The 16,249-nt window shown below is 59.9% G+C and carries 6 protein-coding genes; 1 reads left to right on the forward strand and 5 read right to left on the reverse strand.

Annotation, left to right across the window (positions count from 1 at the left end; translation table 11 throughout):
• From dnaX to ACTHXA_RS05815, 3 genes are all read right to left on the reverse strand, one after another.
• Positions 1-507, reverse strand: a 507-nt coding sequence (gene dnaX, locus ACTHXA_RS05805) for a DNA polymerase III subunit gamma/tau (protein WP_441670300.1), incomplete at its 3' end; no start/stop codon positions are given.
• A 167-nt stretch (positions 508-674) separates the two neighbouring features.
• A complete protein-coding gene (locus ACTHXA_RS05810; protein ID WP_441670302.1) occupies positions 675-1,127 on the reverse strand; it encodes a hypothetical protein in 453 nt (150 codons plus the stop codon).
• Positions 1,124-5,431 (reverse strand): DUF7507 domain-containing protein, encoded by a 4,308-nt coding sequence (locus ACTHXA_RS05815; protein ID WP_441670304.1) that lies wholly within the window; start codon positions 5,429-5,431, stop codon positions 1,124-1,126. Before ACTHXA_RS05815 ends, ACTHXA_RS05810 begins: the two co-directional genes overlap by 4 nt.
• Positions 5,432-5,781: 350 nt before the next feature.
• Here ACTHXA_RS05815 and ACTHXA_RS05820 point away from each other — a divergent pair, with 350 nt between their 5' ends.
• Entirely contained in the window at positions 5,782-7,866 is a 2,085-nt protein-coding gene (locus tag ACTHXA_RS05820; RefSeq protein ID WP_441670306.1) for a sigma-70 family RNA polymerase sigma factor, read from the forward strand.
• Positions 7,867-7,996: 130 nt separating this feature from the next.
• On the opposite strand, the gene ACTHXA_RS05825 is transcribed toward ACTHXA_RS05820, so the two are convergent.
• Positions 7,997-14,563, reverse strand: a complete 6,567-nt coding sequence (locus ACTHXA_RS05825; RefSeq protein ID WP_441670308.1) for an SdrD B-like domain-containing protein — start codon at positions 14,561-14,563, stop codon at positions 7,997-7,999.
• Between the two features lie 479 nt (positions 14,564-15,042).
• Positions 15,043-16,242 (reverse strand): acetate/propionate family kinase, encoded by a 1,200-nt coding sequence (locus tag ACTHXA_RS05830; RefSeq protein WP_441670310.1) that lies wholly within the window; start codon positions 16,240-16,242, stop codon positions 15,043-15,045.
• Between the last annotated feature and the right edge of the window lie 7 nt (positions 16,243-16,249).

A 16,249-nucleotide genomic window follows, 5' to 3' on the forward strand; every position in this document is an offset into this window, starting at 1 on the left:
CGAGCGGATCGTGCCGATGACCTTCTCGGGCTCGGTGGTCGCGAAAATAAACATGACGTGCTCGGGCGGTTCTTCCACGACCTTGAGCAGCGCGTTGAATCCTTGCGAGGTGACCATGTGTGCCTCGTCAATGATGAAGATTTTGTAGCGGTCGCGCGTCGGCGCCACTACCGCTCGCTCGCGCAAATCGCGGGCGTCATCCACACCACCGTGGCTCGCGGCGTCAATCTCGAATACGTCAATCGATCCGCCGCCGTCACGACCGAGCTCACGGCAGGATGCGCATTCCCCGCAGGGTTCCGGGGTCGGGCCCTGCTCGCAATTCAAGCAGCGAGCAAGGATGCGCGCTGAAGAGGTCTTGCCGCAGCCGCGAGGCCCGGAGAAAAGATAGGCGTGATTGACCCGTCCGGTGCGAAGCGCGGTCATGAGCGGATCGGTCACCTGACGCTGCCCGATCATTTCGGCAAACGACTCGGGCCGATAACGACGATAAAGGGCGGCAACCATGACCACCATCGTAGACCGCCAGCGACGTCGAATTCGCATGTCATCCACAGGCCACACACGCCATGCCATTTGCCACACGGTGGCCGAAGAACGACAGCGATAAAACGAGATAGGGAGTGTCCCACTGCCGAAACAGCGGAACACTCCCTAATCTGGTTGTGACGGTATTAGCCCTGCGGGGCGAATCGTTCGACGCGGATTACGCAATCGAGGTCTTCGCCGTCGATCGGAGCCTCCACCTGCCAGCTCTCGGTGGCACCGGCCGCTACCGATTCAATATCGACCTGCACGAGCCCCTCGGTATCCCGGTTCTCGTTGAAAGCCACATAAAGGCGATAGCTTTGTGCATCCTCCGTGGGGTTCGTGACCGTTCCCTCACTGATCCATCCACCGTTTCCGGTTTCGCAGCGCTCAACCTCGGCATCCTCGGATGCTCCGACGAACTCCTCGATGGAACCCTGTTGATCAGTGACTTCTACGTAACTGCCAGCGGCAGTTTCTTCGGTCCCGGTCTCGCTATTGCCGTCCGTGGCCCCTCCCCCACACGCGGTGAGGGAGAGGACAACGACCGGAGCGAGCAACCACTTGGCCGGAGCCAACGTACTCGGCGTCAATTTCACGCAGACTGCTCCTTCTTACGGCGTGCGGCGAGCGTGATACCAGCGCCAACCAGAAGTGCTGCGAGTGCGGCGATCAGGCCGAACAACGGCAGCGATTCACCCGTTTGAGCAAGACCGCCATCCTCGGTACCGGTGTTGACCGTTGCCGAGTCCTGATCAGTGACCTGCTGGCCACCGACGGGGTCACCGTCGAGGGGTCCGAAACCGGTGACGGTTGCGGTGTTGACTACCGAACCCGCCGAGACATCGGCATCCGTCAGCACGTAGCTCGCGGTTGCCTTGACCGACTCCCCTGGAGCCAAGACTCCGGGTTCGCCATTCCACTCGTAGGAGATCGATGACAATCCCTGGAGCGGGTCGGTAATCACGACGTCGCCGAGGGTGACGTTTCCGATATTGGTTGCCTCGAAGGTGTATTCAACCGTGTCACCCGCAAGCGCGTTACCTGTGGTCTCGCCCGTCTTCACGAGTTCAATCGCAGGCGCAGGCTGTAGCGGATCCACTGCGCTGTCTTCATCGGTAACCGGGTCCTGCGGCTGTGGCGTACCCGGGTTCTCCGGGTCGTAGGTCGCAGGTGGCGTGCCAATGATGGTCGCGGTGTTGGCCACCTCGCCAGCATCGATATCAGCCTGGGTCAGCGTGTACTCTGCGGTCGCGGTCACCTGCTCACCGGGAGCGAGGACGCCGTTCTCGCCTGGCCACGTGTAGCTCAGGTCGCCGAGTCCAGGCATCGGGTCGGTGATTTCGACATCGGTGAGCGTGACGTTGCCGGTGTTCGTGGCAACAAAGGTGTACTCAACGGAATCGCCCACTTGCTGGGTTTCCTCCGACTGCAGTGCACCGGTCTTCACGAGCTGAATCGCAGCTTCCTGCGGGGTCGGCACGAAAGCGGGGTCCTCGTCGGTCACGGGTTCCTGCGGAACACCGGGCCCGTTGGGGTCCTCGGGATCGTAGGCGTTCGGTGGGGTACCGGTCGTGTCGGCCAGGTTGACCACACCACCAGCATCAATATCGGTCTGCGTCATCGTGTACGACGCCGTCGCAGTGACCGACTCACCCGGAGCAAGCTCACCTTCGGCGGTCGCGTCAGTCCAGTCATAGACCAGTTCCGACAAACCTTCCATCTGGTCAGCAATCGACACATCCGTCAACGTGAGGTTGCCAGTGTTGGTGGCAACGAAGGTGTACGTCACCACGTCACCAGCAGCGGCGCCATCCGCGAGTTCGCCAGTCTTGACGAGGTTAATCGCCGCATTGCCTGGCGTCGGCAGATCGACTTCATCCTCGACGGGAGGTAGCGGCGGCGGAGTTTCGCCACCGGGCGTGGTCGGCGGTACACCGGTCGCGGATGCGAGGTTGTACACGTGACCGGCGTTGATGTCGGCCTGCGTAATCGTGTAGACAGCAATTGCTGCAACCGACTGTCCCGGAGCCAGGACGCCCTCGGCACCTGGCCAAGCGTCATCCGCGAACTCGATGTTCACGCCAGCATCGGCCAGCATGTCGTCAGTGATCGTGATGCCAGTCAGGGTCTGGTTTCCCGTGTTCGAGACAGTGAAGCCGTAGGTGATGGTGTCACCAACAGCTGCTTCATCATCAAACTCGCCAGTCTTTTCGAGCGACAGTGCGGGGTTCGCCTTCACCGGAATGGTGACATCGTCTTCGTCCTTGGGCGTGATCTTCTCGCCAGGGTTATCTGGGTCGTCGATCGGGGAGACACCGGTTGCAATGGCGACGTTGTCGACCTTGCCTGCGTCGATATCGGCCTGCGTGAGCGGGTAGCTCGCGGTGCCTTCTACGCTCTCACCGATGTTCAGCGCACCGACCGCACCCGGCCATGCCGAGTCTTCGATCGTGATCGTGACGCCAGCATCCGCCAGCATCTCGTCAGTGACCTGAACGTCTGCAAGCGAGACAGTACCGGTGTTGGTGATGGTGAACGTGTAGTTCACGATGTCGCCCACTACCGCGGTGTCATCGTTCTCGAGCGCACCGGTCTTGATGAGTTGGATCGCTGCGGTCTGCTCGAGGGTGACCAGAGCAGGGGCATCGTCCGTGACAGGCTCCTGTGGGATACCTTCACCGTCGGGGTTCGCCGGGTCGAAGGCGTTCGGCGGCGTCCCCTGAGTGTCTGCGAGGTTGACAATCGAGCCGGCGTCGCGGTCCGCGTTCGTCACCGAATAGGTAGCGGTACCAGTCACCGACTCACCGGGAGCGAGTACGCCTTCGGCGGTCGCGGCATCCCAGTTGTAGCCGATTGCCGAAAGGCCCGCCATCGGGTCATTAATGACCACATCGCTCAGCGTCGTGTTCCCAGTGTTGGTGGCTACGAAGGTGTAGGTCACCGTATTGCCGTCTTCCGAAAGAACCGGGGACTTTTCGAGCGAGATGCTTGCATCCTGGTTAGAGCCGAGGATGGTCACTTCGCTCGGTGGAGTCTCGATCGGCTCACCCGGAGTGGTCGGGTCATTCGGGTCACCAGGAGTGGTACCGGTTGCAGTTGCTGCGTTGTGCACGAACCCGCGGTCAACGTCCGCCTGAGTGGCGGTGTAGGTCGCGGTTGCGGTTGCGGTCTGTCCTGGCTCCAGGACGCCGTCGGCGTTGCCTGCGGGCCAGGTGTAGGTCAGTGCGGACAGGCCTTCGAGTGGATCGTTTACCGAGACGTCACTCAGTGTCGCGTTTCCGGTGTTTTCGATCGTGAAGGTGTACGAGATCTCGTCGCCGAGTTCATAGGTGTCGACGTCCGCTTCTTTTTCAAGCGTGAGACCCGGTTCGAGGACTGGGCCGGTTACAGTCGCGTCGTCCGTGTCAGTTACTGGATCAGGCGTCTCGCCGCCAGGCTGTGCGGGCGGCGTGCCGGTGGCAGTCGCCGTGTTGTCAATCTTGCCGGCGTGGATGTGTGCCTGGGTGATGGGGAGCGTTGCCGTTCCGGTGACGGTTTCGCCAGGAAGGAGCTCATTAGGAGCACCCGGCCAGACAGCGAAGGTGATGTCACTGAGACCTGCGAGCTCATCAGTCACGTCGACCGAGGTCAACGGCACTTCGCCATCGTTCTCGACGAGGAAGGTGTAGGTGATCACATCACCGGCATCCGAATAAGTCGTGGGGTCGGCAGTCTTCGTCAGGCTGATCGAGGGATCAGCAGGAAGCACCGGCACATCGGCAGGATCTTCATCCTCAACCGGGTTCCCTCCCGAAGGCGGCACACCGAGCGCTGTCGCCAGGTTGTGCACGTTCCCGTTCGCACGGTCCTCGGCCGTCACCGTGTAGGTGGCAGTCGCGGTCACCGATTGGCCAGGTTGCAGTTCGAATTCCGCGCCGGGCCAGGTGCCCCAGCTGATTGCGGAGAGTCCGGGCAGCGGGTCCTCGATCTCAACTTCGGTGAGCGCAACGGAACCGTTGTTGCTAACCGTGAAGTCATAATCGATCGTGCTGCCATCGGCTGAAAGCGTGCCGACCTTGTCAATATCGATGACAGCGCAGTTCTCGTTAACGATGTCGAGCAAGGTCTGCTGCAGCCCGGATAGGCCAGCGAGGTGGTAGTCGCTGCCCTCTGTCGTGCCCGAGACTTGCGGGATCTGACGGAGCATTGCGTCGTACGCGTTGCTGTCCAGGTTGTCGGTCACAGCGACGCCGATAATGCGCGTGCCGTCGGCCTTGAGCTGGTTTGCAGCAGTAACGCCGCCATCGACAATGGCTTGATTGACCGGGTTGTCCGCCGTGTTCTGAACAACGTTGGGGTGGGTAACCCTCGTCGGGTTACCATCGGTCACGAGCGCCAGCGCGTCGTAGGATTCGCCGCTCGTGCGGACCAAGTCGAAGGCCGCCTGCCAGTTCGTAAAGTTGGTACCTGGCCGGTTGAATGCGTCGAGCTTCGCGTGAATCGTGTCAACGCCCTCTTGAGTCGCCACCGAAGTCAGTGGCAGTGGAGCATTCGCGGCACCCGATCCGATCGGGGAATTAGACCCAAAGTTAAAGAGGGCCAGTCTCACGGGGTATCCCTGGAGCGCAGTGGCCAAATCCTTGACCGCGTTCTCCTGCGCGGCGAGCTGCGTCGTCGACATCGAAGTCGAGTAGTCCATCTGGATCGCCAGATCAATCTCACACGTACCCACCATTGCCGGGTTCGGCGTCGGCGTGACGTTTGAGGTGTTTGCGTGGGCGATATTCGCGCCACCGAGGCCAACGACCATCGATGAGGCAATGACCGCTGCCGCAGCGACGCCACCAAGTGCTTTCTTTATCCCTTGTTTCAACCTGCCGGGAGGCGGTTGAGAATTTGACTGCTTACGATAAGCGGACATTCTTCTCCTTGTATTAACTGAACATGAATTAATTCAGCCGAATGATGCTTGGCAGGAGGGCCTTGTGACCTTTATCCCGGTTCGGGAGTCCAGCGTGAAGGCATTTTCCATAACCACTAAGAGGGAGCACGACGTTACGGAAAGGTGACGCAGTAATAGAAAAATGGATTGACGACGCTTCCCCTGCAGGTTCGGAAATGACTCAAAATCGCTAAACTGTCATGAACGCCCACTTTGATCCCAAAAGAACAAGAATTTCGCGTCACTTTTTCCACACCTTGAACTCTCCTTAAATAGGCGGGTGACGTACGCCCTGTTGTTGAGGTGGTTTGTCGTGTTGGAGGTTGTAAGTGTCAGCAGATTCCGAAAATAGTGGTGTCGGTGAGCGACGTTTCACTGATGCAGAGCTGCTGCAGCAACTCCGCAATGGGGATCAGTCTGCATACACGACTCTCTGGCAACGGCATTCGGTCGCGGCACTCCGCGTCGCGTACCGAACGATGCCTTCTCGAGCTGATGACCTCGTCGCCGAAGCGTTTCTTCGCGTATATGAGCAAACCTTCGTCAATGGCAATGGTCCCGAATCAGCGTTCCGGGCGTACCTCTTCACTGTGATTAGAAACACCGCAATAGCGTGGAAACGAGACGACAGCAAGATTGAAAGTGGTCTTGAAATCGAAGAGACCGACTCTCGGCATGCCGAATCCATACTTGAAGAAGAATCGAGCGCAAGCGAGCTGTTGGCGGCTTTCCAGGCATTGCCACACCGCTGGCAGCGTGTGCTCTGGCTCACCGAAGTCGAAGATGTGCCGCGGCTTGAAATCGCTCAAGAACTCAATATCAAGCCAAACGCAGTATCGGCGCTACGACGCCGGGCACGGACAGGGTTACGCGTCCGCTGGCTCGCGCAACATATTCCGCAGTCCCTGAGCGATAGCTCGGGTCACGTGGCAGATTTGTTGCCGCAAGTTATCGCGGATGACCCACCGAAAAGGGTTCGTACGAAAGTGGATGCGCATCTCCGGGAGTGCGCCACTTGTTCTGCGCTGTACGAGGAACTCCGCACCGTCGCCTCGCGGATTCGAAACGTCACGCTTGCAGCAGGAGGCTTCGCGGCACTCGGAGTAGTTCTGCCAGCTGCGTCACCACTCCCCGCCGCTGCGCTCGCAAGCGGCGCCTCACTTGGCGTGGCTGCCGGTGTCGTGAGTGGTACCGGCGGTGCATTGTCTGCCACTGCACTCAGCAGCGTGACCGCACTCACCGTTGGCGGCCTGATCGCGGCCGTCGTAATTGTGGGCAGTCCATCGTCCTCAACAGTCAATAGCGCGCAAGCTGCCGATCCGAATGCGATCGAGAAATCGGTGCAGCTATCGGAGAATATTCAGGACGACAGCCCGCTAGACGATTCGATTTCCATCCCCAACGACTCGTCCCAATTGAACACGAGTCCGGAATCGTATTTCCGCGAGACTATCGATTCCGAATTGTCTGCGAGTGGGGCGTTCGAAACTCGTCAAGAGACGACCGAGAACGCGGAACACATCAACGAAAATTCGTCAGTCGCACCCACGCCTCCGAATGAGCCGACTAACTTCTTGGGCCGCGGCATCGAAGATCCGTCCATTCCAAGCATCGAAGTTGAGTTTCGCGACGATATTGACTTCCCCGCAAGCCAGCCCCGAGTCGAACCGGCCCCACCGGGAACAATTCCTCGCCCCGCTGACCCCGCTTCTATCCCCGTGCCCTCGGGCGATTCAAATTCCGAGACTGCTCCGGGCGATGGCGATGGTGACCACGCCGAACCGCAACCGCAATCATCCCCGATACAGCATGACTGGGCACCACTCAAGAGTGGAATTACGACGCCTACCTCCACGACGGCCTACCTCGCGCCGATCCTCGACGGCGTGACAAGCAATGAGGCGCAGGTTGCCATCGCCATCAATGGTCGGGAATATCTGGTGCAACCGGATGCCGATGGCGCATGGTCGTTCGATCTTCGACGCCTCAATCTGCGAGCGGGAACATACGAGTATTCCGTGTGGGTATTCACTGAAGCCGAACAGTCGACGGCCGATTTCGGCGAATTGACAATCGAAAGCGTCAAAACACTCGGAGCGGAAGACAGTCCACGGCTCGAAATCAGCGAAGCGCAATCGACAGGAGTCGTATTGCAGATCTCGGGGCCAAAGAACGGCACGGTGTGCGTCACGTCAGTGTCGGGGCAACGCGCCGAGATCCCGTTGGGCGATGAAGGAACCGCAATCCGTCGAATCATCCTCCATTCGCATGGCTACTATGTGCTCGAATTTGCTGCTTGTGAGGACGGCTACCGCGGCGCTGTCACCGAGAACTTTATCGATGTCTACGACCCCGAGATCATCTTCGAACCCTACGATCCGGCCAAAATGACCTTCGAGGTTCTGGAGCCGTAGCACGCCGGGTCGGGCCGAATCATCCACAGCCCGAGGCGAACACCTCACAGGAATATGAAACTGCCCCGCGAAGCAATAGCTTCACGGGGCAGTTTCAGGATGCGCTAGCGCACTAGCGCGGGGTCAGGCACTAGGCCTGCTGGTTACGTCGGCGAACCGCGAGGGTGATTCCGAGGCCTGCGAGTGCGAGCACGAGTGCCACAATCGCGAGCGGGAGGAATTGGGCACCGGTCGAAGCGAGGTCATCGCCGTCACCGCTGCCATCAGCACCCTTGTCGGAGCTACCGTCAGCGCCCTTGTCGGCACCGCCGTTCGAACCTGCATCCGAGCCGCCGTTCGCACCGTTGTCTGGTCCGTCAGTCGGAGTCGGCACCGGTGGCATGGTCTCGCCCGGCTTGACGATTACGCCTGCGTCCCATGTCGGGTCAATGCCCTGGGTCGCGAGCACATCGGCAATCGAGTACTCCTGCGTGAGGAACGCGTTCGAGTCATCGAGCACGATCTTCACGGTGAGTCCAGCCGAGTCAGCATCCGAGTCGTTTCCGGTTTCGCCGGAGTTCTGCGAGGTGAACTCGTAGATCTCAGCCTGCTCGTCGGTGAGGGTGAAGCGGATCTGGTATTCGCCAGCCGCGAGCTCATCGAAGAGGTAGTAACCGTTCTCGTTCGTCACCGTTTCGGCAATGACTTCACCGTCGGCGTCGAGCAGTTCGACCCTGACGCCCGGCAGCACCGGCTCGCCCTCATCCTGAAGGCCATCCTTGTTCTCGTCGATCCAGGTGAAGTCACCAATCGCGTAGGTCTTGGTGACGATGCCCGCATCCCACGTTGGGTCGATGCCCTGCGTGGCCGAGATCACAGTCTCGGACGCGTTCGAGTAGTCCGTTGAGAGGTACTCGTTCGAGTCGTTCAGCGAGATCGTGATCGTCTTACCCGTCACGCGGTCGGCATCCGAGTCGTCAGCACCGCCGTTTCCGGTGGGCGAGAACACGTGCGTACCCGCGAACTCCTCCGGAATTTCGAAGGTGATGATGTAGTCACCCTTCGGCAGGTTGTCGAAGACGTAGAAGCCGTTTTCGTCGGTCACGGTCGAGGGAACCTCGTTGCCGTAGACATCCACGACTGGCTTGCCCGAAGCATCGGTGATGGTGACGATGACGCCCGGCAGCACCGGCTCATCCTCGCCCTGCACACCGTCGCGGTTCTCGTCGATCCACGTGTAGTCACCTACCGCGTAGCTCTTCTTGACGACACCGGCTTCCCAGGTCGGGTCGACGCCCTCGGTCGCTTCGAATTCACCGTCGTAGTCCGGGGTAATGGACTCGTTGGTTTCACCGAGAGTGATCGTGGTGGTGTCACCGGTCGGGTTTGCATCCGAGTCGGTGGCTGGGTCATCGCCCTGGTTCCGCGGGGTGAAGACGTACTCGTTCGCGATCTCCTCAGGGAGGATGAACTTGATCTTGTAGTCGCCTGCGGGCAGGTTGTCGAAGATGTACTTGCCGTTTTCGTCAGTGGTGGTCGAGGGAACCTCGTTGCCGTAGACGTCCTTCACCGGGTTACCCGAAGGGTCGGTGATCTCAACGGTGACGCCCGGGAGTACCGGTTCGTCCTCGTCCTGCACACCGTCACGGTTTTCATCGATCCAGGTGTAGTCACCGATCGCGTACGAGCGCTCGATCACACCTGCATCCCACGTCGGGTCGATACCCTCGGTCGCCTTTACAGCCGCATCGGATGCGTTGGTGTAGTCGGTCGTCAGTGCCGCGTTCGAGTCATCCAGGGTGATCAGGATGGTGCGACCAGTTTCGGTGTTCGCGTCCGAGTCGAGTGCGTCGCTGTCGCCCGCATCCGCGTTCGTGAAGATGTACTTCACGGACTGTTCCTCGGTCAGCACGAACTCGAGCTGGTACTCGCCACCGGGCAGTTCGTCGAACAGGTAGAACCCGTTCTCGTCTGTCGTGGTGGTTGCGATCTCTTCGCCGTCGGCGTCATACAGGTTGACAGTCACACCCGGGAGAACCGGTTCGCCCTCATCCTGAATGCCATCGCGGTTCGAGTCGATCCACGTGAAGTCACCGATCGCGTAGGTCTTGACGATCACGCCAGCGTCCCACGTCGGGTCGATGCCCTCGGTTGCGGTTACCACGGTGCCGGATGCGTTCTCATAGTCGGTCGTGAGCTGCGAGTTCGAGTCGTTCAGGGTGAACGGCACGGTCAGGCCAGTCTCAGGGTCAACATCCGAGTCAGTTCCGGTTGCACCGGTGTTCTGGGTGGTGAACTTGTAGGTCGCAGCCTGGTCTTCGGTCAGCGTGAAGCGGAGTTGGTATTCGCCCGCTGCGCGCTCGTCGAAGAGGTAGAAGCCGTTTTCGTCGGTCACGGTCTCTTCAAGCACCGTGCCTTCCGAGTCGAGCAGTTCAACCTTGACGCCGGGCAGTACGTCTTCGCCCTCGTCCTGGATTCCATCGCGGTTCGTGTCGATCCACGTGTAGTCACCGACCGCGTAGGTCTTACCGATGACACCGGCATCCCAAGTTGGGTCGATGCCTTCGGTCGCCTGCACGCCGTGGTATTCGGAGTCGAGGTGCGGGTTCGACGAGTCGAGCGTGAACGTTGCCGTCACACCGGTCGTCGGGTTCGCATCCGAGTCGTTGGTCGATTCGTCGTCGCCAGTGTTCTGCGTCGTGAATCGGTAGATCTCGGACTGCTCCTCGGTCAGCGTGAACTTGATCTGGTAGTCACCCGCGGGGAGGTTGTCGAAGAGGTAGTAGCCCTCTTCATCCGTTTCCGTTGGCGCAACGTCCTTGCCGAAGATGTCCTTGACGGGGTTACCTTCCGCGTCGGTAAGCTCGACGGTGACGCCCGGCAGTACGGCTTCGGTTGCATCCTGAATACCGTCGCGGTCCGAGTCGATCCACGTGTAGTCACCTACCGCGTAGCTCTTCTCGACAACACCGGCATCCCAGGTCGGGTCGATGCCACGAGTGGCCTCGACGACAGTTCCGGATGCGTTGGTGTACTCGGTCGTGAGGTGCACGTTGTTGTCGTTCAGGTTGAACTGCTGCGTGATACCGGTCGCGGGGTTCGCGTCCGAGTTGATCGCACCATCAGTGCCCTTGTTCGGGTCGGTGAAGTTGTACTTCGCCGCCTGCTCCTCGGTGAGGATGAACTCGAGCTGGTACATACCTTCCGGCAGGTTGTCGAAGACGTAGAATCCATTGTCGTCCGTCTTCGTGGTGGCAATTTGCTCGCCGTTGCCGTCAAGCAGGTTGACGGTCACACCCGGAAGTACTTCTTCGGTCGCATCCTGAATGCCGTCGCGGTCGGAGTCGATCCACGTGTAGTCGCCGACTGCGTAGCTCTTGTTGACCACGCCAGCGTCCCAGGTTGGGTCGATGCCGTTGGTCGCCTGAATTTCTACGCCGGAATCGTTCGTGTACTCGGTGTCGAGGTTGGCGTTGTCCTTGTTGAGCGTGAAGACCGCGGTTTCGCCAGTTGCGGGGTGCGCGTCGGAGTCGTTCGACTCGTCGTTGCCCTTGTTCTGGCCCGTGAAACCGTAGGTGGCTTGCTGTTCTTCGGTCAGGGTGAAGGTGATCTTGTAGTCACCGGCAACCAGGTTGTCGAAGACGTAGAAGCCGTTCGCGTCAGTGGTGGTCGATGCCACCTCGTTGCCGTTGAAGTCGGTAACGGGGTTGCCGTCGGCGTCAGTGATCGAGACGCTCACACCCGAAAGGATGGGCTCGTCTTCGTCCTGGATACCGTCGTTGTTCTCGTCGATCCACGTGTAGTCACCGACAGCGAAGGTTTCGGGGCTGTTGTACAGCACCTGTCCTTCCGGAACCTCGTCGGTGACAACTTCGAAGGTAAGGACCTCGTCAGTCAGCGCGTAGCCAGCCGGCGGGGTGATTTCCTTCACGGTGTAGGTGCCGGGCTCGTCAACGATCAGGCCCTTGACCTTGTCGCCATCCATGACACGGAGGTAGCCGTCCTGGATGAAGGCGTTGTCGACAACGACGTCACCCGCGGCATCGAGCACCTGGAAGCGAGCGTTCGAGTCACTAATGACCTTGTTGTCGTCGCTCGAGTCGAGCTTCTGCACGCTCAGCGGGTAGCCGTTCGTCGGGGTGATCGTGGCACCCACGTTGCGAATCTGGTTCACAACCGGGGTGTCCTCGTCGAAGTCGGTGAGCTTCACGAGCAGGTTCACGTGCGTTGTCTGCCCAACCGGGTAGTTCGCGTTCTCCTTGCTCTGAATCGTCACGGTTCCCGAGGGTCCCTGGTCGGCATCGTAGGATGCGACGAGGTTGTTCCCGAGATCCTGAACCGTGCCGGGGTCCACCAGGTTCTCTTCGTCATCGACATTAGCTTCGTTCAGGAAGCCAAGAAACTCGATGCCTTCGGGGAGCTGGTCAATGACCGGCGTGATGGACAGGTTACCGAAGCTGCCGTGAGCGATGTACTGGATGCGGTACACGAAAGTGTCGTCCGCGAGGGAGCCATCTTCGTTCACATCGGCGCGCAAGTTGGTGACCCACGCCTGGTCTTGCTGGTCACGAACGTGCTTGGTGATCTGTGCTTCGTCGCCGAAGGACGTGGCGCTCGAAGAGGAGCTCGAGACGTAGATCGTCTCCTTCTCGCTCCCGAGCACGCCAGCCTGGTTCGTGATCTCGACAACCTGCTTGTCCTGGAGCGGCTTCGTTGTGAGGACGAGGTCCGCCTTGAGCGTGCCCTTGCCTTCGTCGATGCCAGCTACCTTGTCGGCGCCCGCCTCGGTGAGGCTGATGAGGATGTTGTTGTCCTCGTCAAGGCTGATCTCGTAGTCTGCGGCATCAAGCGCTGCGTTGTTGTACGAGACGGTCGACTTTTCCTGGATCGCAGGAAGCGTCTCGCTGTTCACGTCGAACACGCTGTGGTCCACGTAGTCAACGAGCGTTGCCGTTGCGAGGTCAACCTCGTGACCGAGGCCGGAGACCGGACCTGCCTTGAGCTCGAGGGTGTAGCGCAGGTCGGCGGTGTCCCCGGGGTTCAGCTTGACGGAGTCCTGAGCGGCAGTCTTGTTGAAGAACTGGTCGCTGTTCCAGGGCTCGTCGCCGTGGCCGTCGCGGTCAACGATGTTGATCCACGCGTCGACGGTGCGCTCTTGGCTTTCGCTCCAGAAGAACGTGGCCTTGTTGTTAGCCGCCTTCGCGATGCCGTCGGCGAACCCGTAGACGGTTCCGTCCCACATGTTCGCGGCATCGGTCACGGCCGATACGAGCTGCACGGTGTAGTTGTTTGTCGTGTCCTTACCGAAGTTGATCAGCACGACGTTGTCATCGGTGACCGTCCAGTGGTTTACGTATGCATCGGCCTGGAACTCGTCACGGGTGCCGTCAAAGTCAGCCCAGGTGAAGGAGTGATCCTCGCCGTTTTCGGTACCGGCGAGCGCTTCGCCGGTGGGCAGGACCCAGCTGAGGCCTGCGGCACTCGGGTCAGCCATCACGAGGTTGTCGGTCAGCGTCTTACGCGGGTGCGAGCCGTCGAACTGGTCCAGGTTCGCCGTGAGCGTCCAGGTGACCTCAAGTTCCTTAGGCTCTTGGAGCGAGCCGTCTCCGTCGAATTCAACGAAGGTGTTGTGCCAGCTCGTGGACTTCCCGAAAGTTTCGCCAACGCCGATGCCGGGGAGGCCGTAGTTGAACTCCGCGCTTGCCGTGAGTTCGGAGCCGTCGTCGATCTTTGCGGAGTTGTTGAACCGATAGATCGCTCGATCATTACCGCTCGAAGTCTGGTACTGCTCGGTGAGCTCAGCAGCAACCTCGGCCAGGTTGGTTACTTCCGTGTCGTAGATCAGTTCAGCCTGCGAGCTTGCGGGGAAGGTGTGAGTGTAGGTGAAGGTCTGTCCGTCGAACGTGATGTCGCTTGCTGAAACATCCACGGTCGTGGTCGTTGGGTTGAGTCCGTTCTCGTCGTAGGTCGTGGTCGTTGGGTTGAGTCCGTTCTCGTCGTAGGTCGTGGTCCGGAGCTTGAAGCTGTTCTGAACAAACGCAAGACCCGTCGAGAGCGTGTCAGTGATCACGGCGTCCACGCGAGCGTCAGCGCTGTTCACTGCGATGGCGAACTGCACGGTGGGCGTTGGCGCGCCCTCCTTAACAACAAAGGCGTTGTCGGTGATGTCGAAGATCTCACCAAAGTTGTCGGATACCTTGCGCTTCGATTCGCCGTCGGTGATTGTCACCGGGTTCTCACCCTGTTTGAGGAGGAAAAGCTGGAATTTATTCGTGTCCCCAACGAGACCCCACTCAAGCGTCTCGATTCCGGAGGATTCGGAAATCACCAGTGTGGATTCGAATCCGAGCACGCCTTCGAAGACGTCCTCGGGCCACGGGTCCGCGAACGTCAATGTAACGACGTTGGTTTCTGTGTCGTGTACGACGTTCTCGACAGCGGTGTTTCCGCTCGGTAGGTCGGCAAGGGTGAACTGTGCTGGCACGAGGAACGAAACGCTCGAGCCCGGCTCTACAGAACTGTCATACCGAATTTGGAAGGATGCCTTGGCACCTTCTTGCATGACCGGCTGACCGGCGAGTTCACCGCTGGTGTCGTAATTCATCGTGACGGTAACGCCCTCGGCGAGTTCGACGGACTCTGATGCCGCCTTCGCCGCTGGCGCAAACCCAACGATGGCAAGGGTCATGGCGAGCGCAAATGCAAGTAGCGCTGCCAACCCCCCTGCGAATAGTTAGAAACGTCCCTGTCATATCCCTCTCCGGTGGCGCGACAATTACGCCCTCCTGACGGTGTCAGACGGCGTTTTGACGCGAACTCAAATTCACATTCGGCTGAGCAAATCTTTAGCTGAAAATGCGCTGAAAATTTACTGGAACCAGGTTAGCCAAAGATTGATCGTTGCGTATCTATTTCCAACGAATTATTGCCGTAACACGTCACATCATTGGCCGAATTGACTCTCAGGCACCGGAGTACCAGAATGGTGCGCCCCAGAAATTCAATCCTTGTACCTGAACTAGCCACGTTCATCCCCTTGCGCACGAAAGAACCGAGCGTCATCACCCACAAATCAGTGGCGGACGGTGCTCGGTTCGGTGCAAATACAGGCGTCTACCGCGGGGAGCCCACGTTCGCAGCGCCATTTCGCTGTGCCTTTTCGCCGCGCCACTTCGCGGCGTGACGTGGCTGTGCCGCTTAGTCGGCGCTGATACCAGTCGCGTCGAGCGTCTGCCGCGCGATTTCAATTTCTTCGTCGGTCGGCACAACGAGTACCCTCACCCGCGACGCATCGGTCGAAATCTCTCGAATGCCGTCGCCGCGCGCTTCGTTGCGCTGCGCATCCAGCTCGATACCGAGCCATTCCATACCGGCAAGCGTGCGCTTTCGCACCTCGGCGGAGTTCTCGCCGACTCCACCGCACCACGCGATCACATCGGCGCCCGACAGCGCGACGAGATACGCACCCACATAGTGGCGAAGGCGATGCACGTACACTTCGAGCCCGAGCTCTGCTTGCGCATCGCCTGCCGCGGCACGCGCCGTCACATCGCGGACATCGTTCGTGCCGGTGAGCCCGAGCAGTCCGGACTGACGATTCAGTAACACATCTAGCTCATCCACCGAATAACCGCCCTTGCGGTGGAGATGGAACAGCACCGCCGGGTCGATATCGCCGGTGCGGGTGCCCATCACGAGCCCCTCCAGCGGGGTCATGCCCATCGAGGTTTCAATCGATTTGCCTCGGTCGACCGCACAGGCCGAAGCACCATTGCCGATATGGAGCACGACGGTGCGCAACTCGTCATAGGGCCGCTCGAGGTGCTTTGCGGCGGCTTCCGAAACATATTTGTGGCTCGTTCCGTGCGCACCGTACTTGCGCACGCGATACTTGGCCGCGACTTCGCGGTCGAGCGCGTAATAGCTCGCCGCATCCGACATTGTCGTGTGAAACGCGGTGTCGAACACCGCAATGTGCGGAATCCCGTCGAATACTCGGCGGGCACTTCGCAGGCCCGCGAGGTTCGCGCCATTGTGCAGTGGTGCGAGCGGAATGAGCTCCTCGATGTCTTGCTCGACCGCGTCATCCACGAGCGTCGGACCAAAGAATCGCCGACCACCCTGCACGATGCGGTGGCCGACTGCCGCGGGCGGCGCATCCGCCATGGCGGGACCGAAATCCTTGAAGTTACGCAGCATCGCCTCAAAGGCGACGTCGTGATCCGGAACTTCTACTTCACGCGCGATTTTGTCTTCACCGCGGCGATGCGTGACCATCCCCATCGGCTCTCCAATCCGCTCGATCAGTCCCGAGGCCAGCACAGTTTCATCCGCCATCTCAATGAGCTGGTACTTCAGCGAAGAGGATCCGGAATTAACGACAAGCACGACAGTCATGAGCAAG

The sequence above is a fragment of the Gulosibacter sp. genome, assembly GCF_052090685.1.
Lineage (GTDB): Bacteria > Actinomycetota > Actinomycetes > Actinomycetales > Microbacteriaceae > Gulosibacter.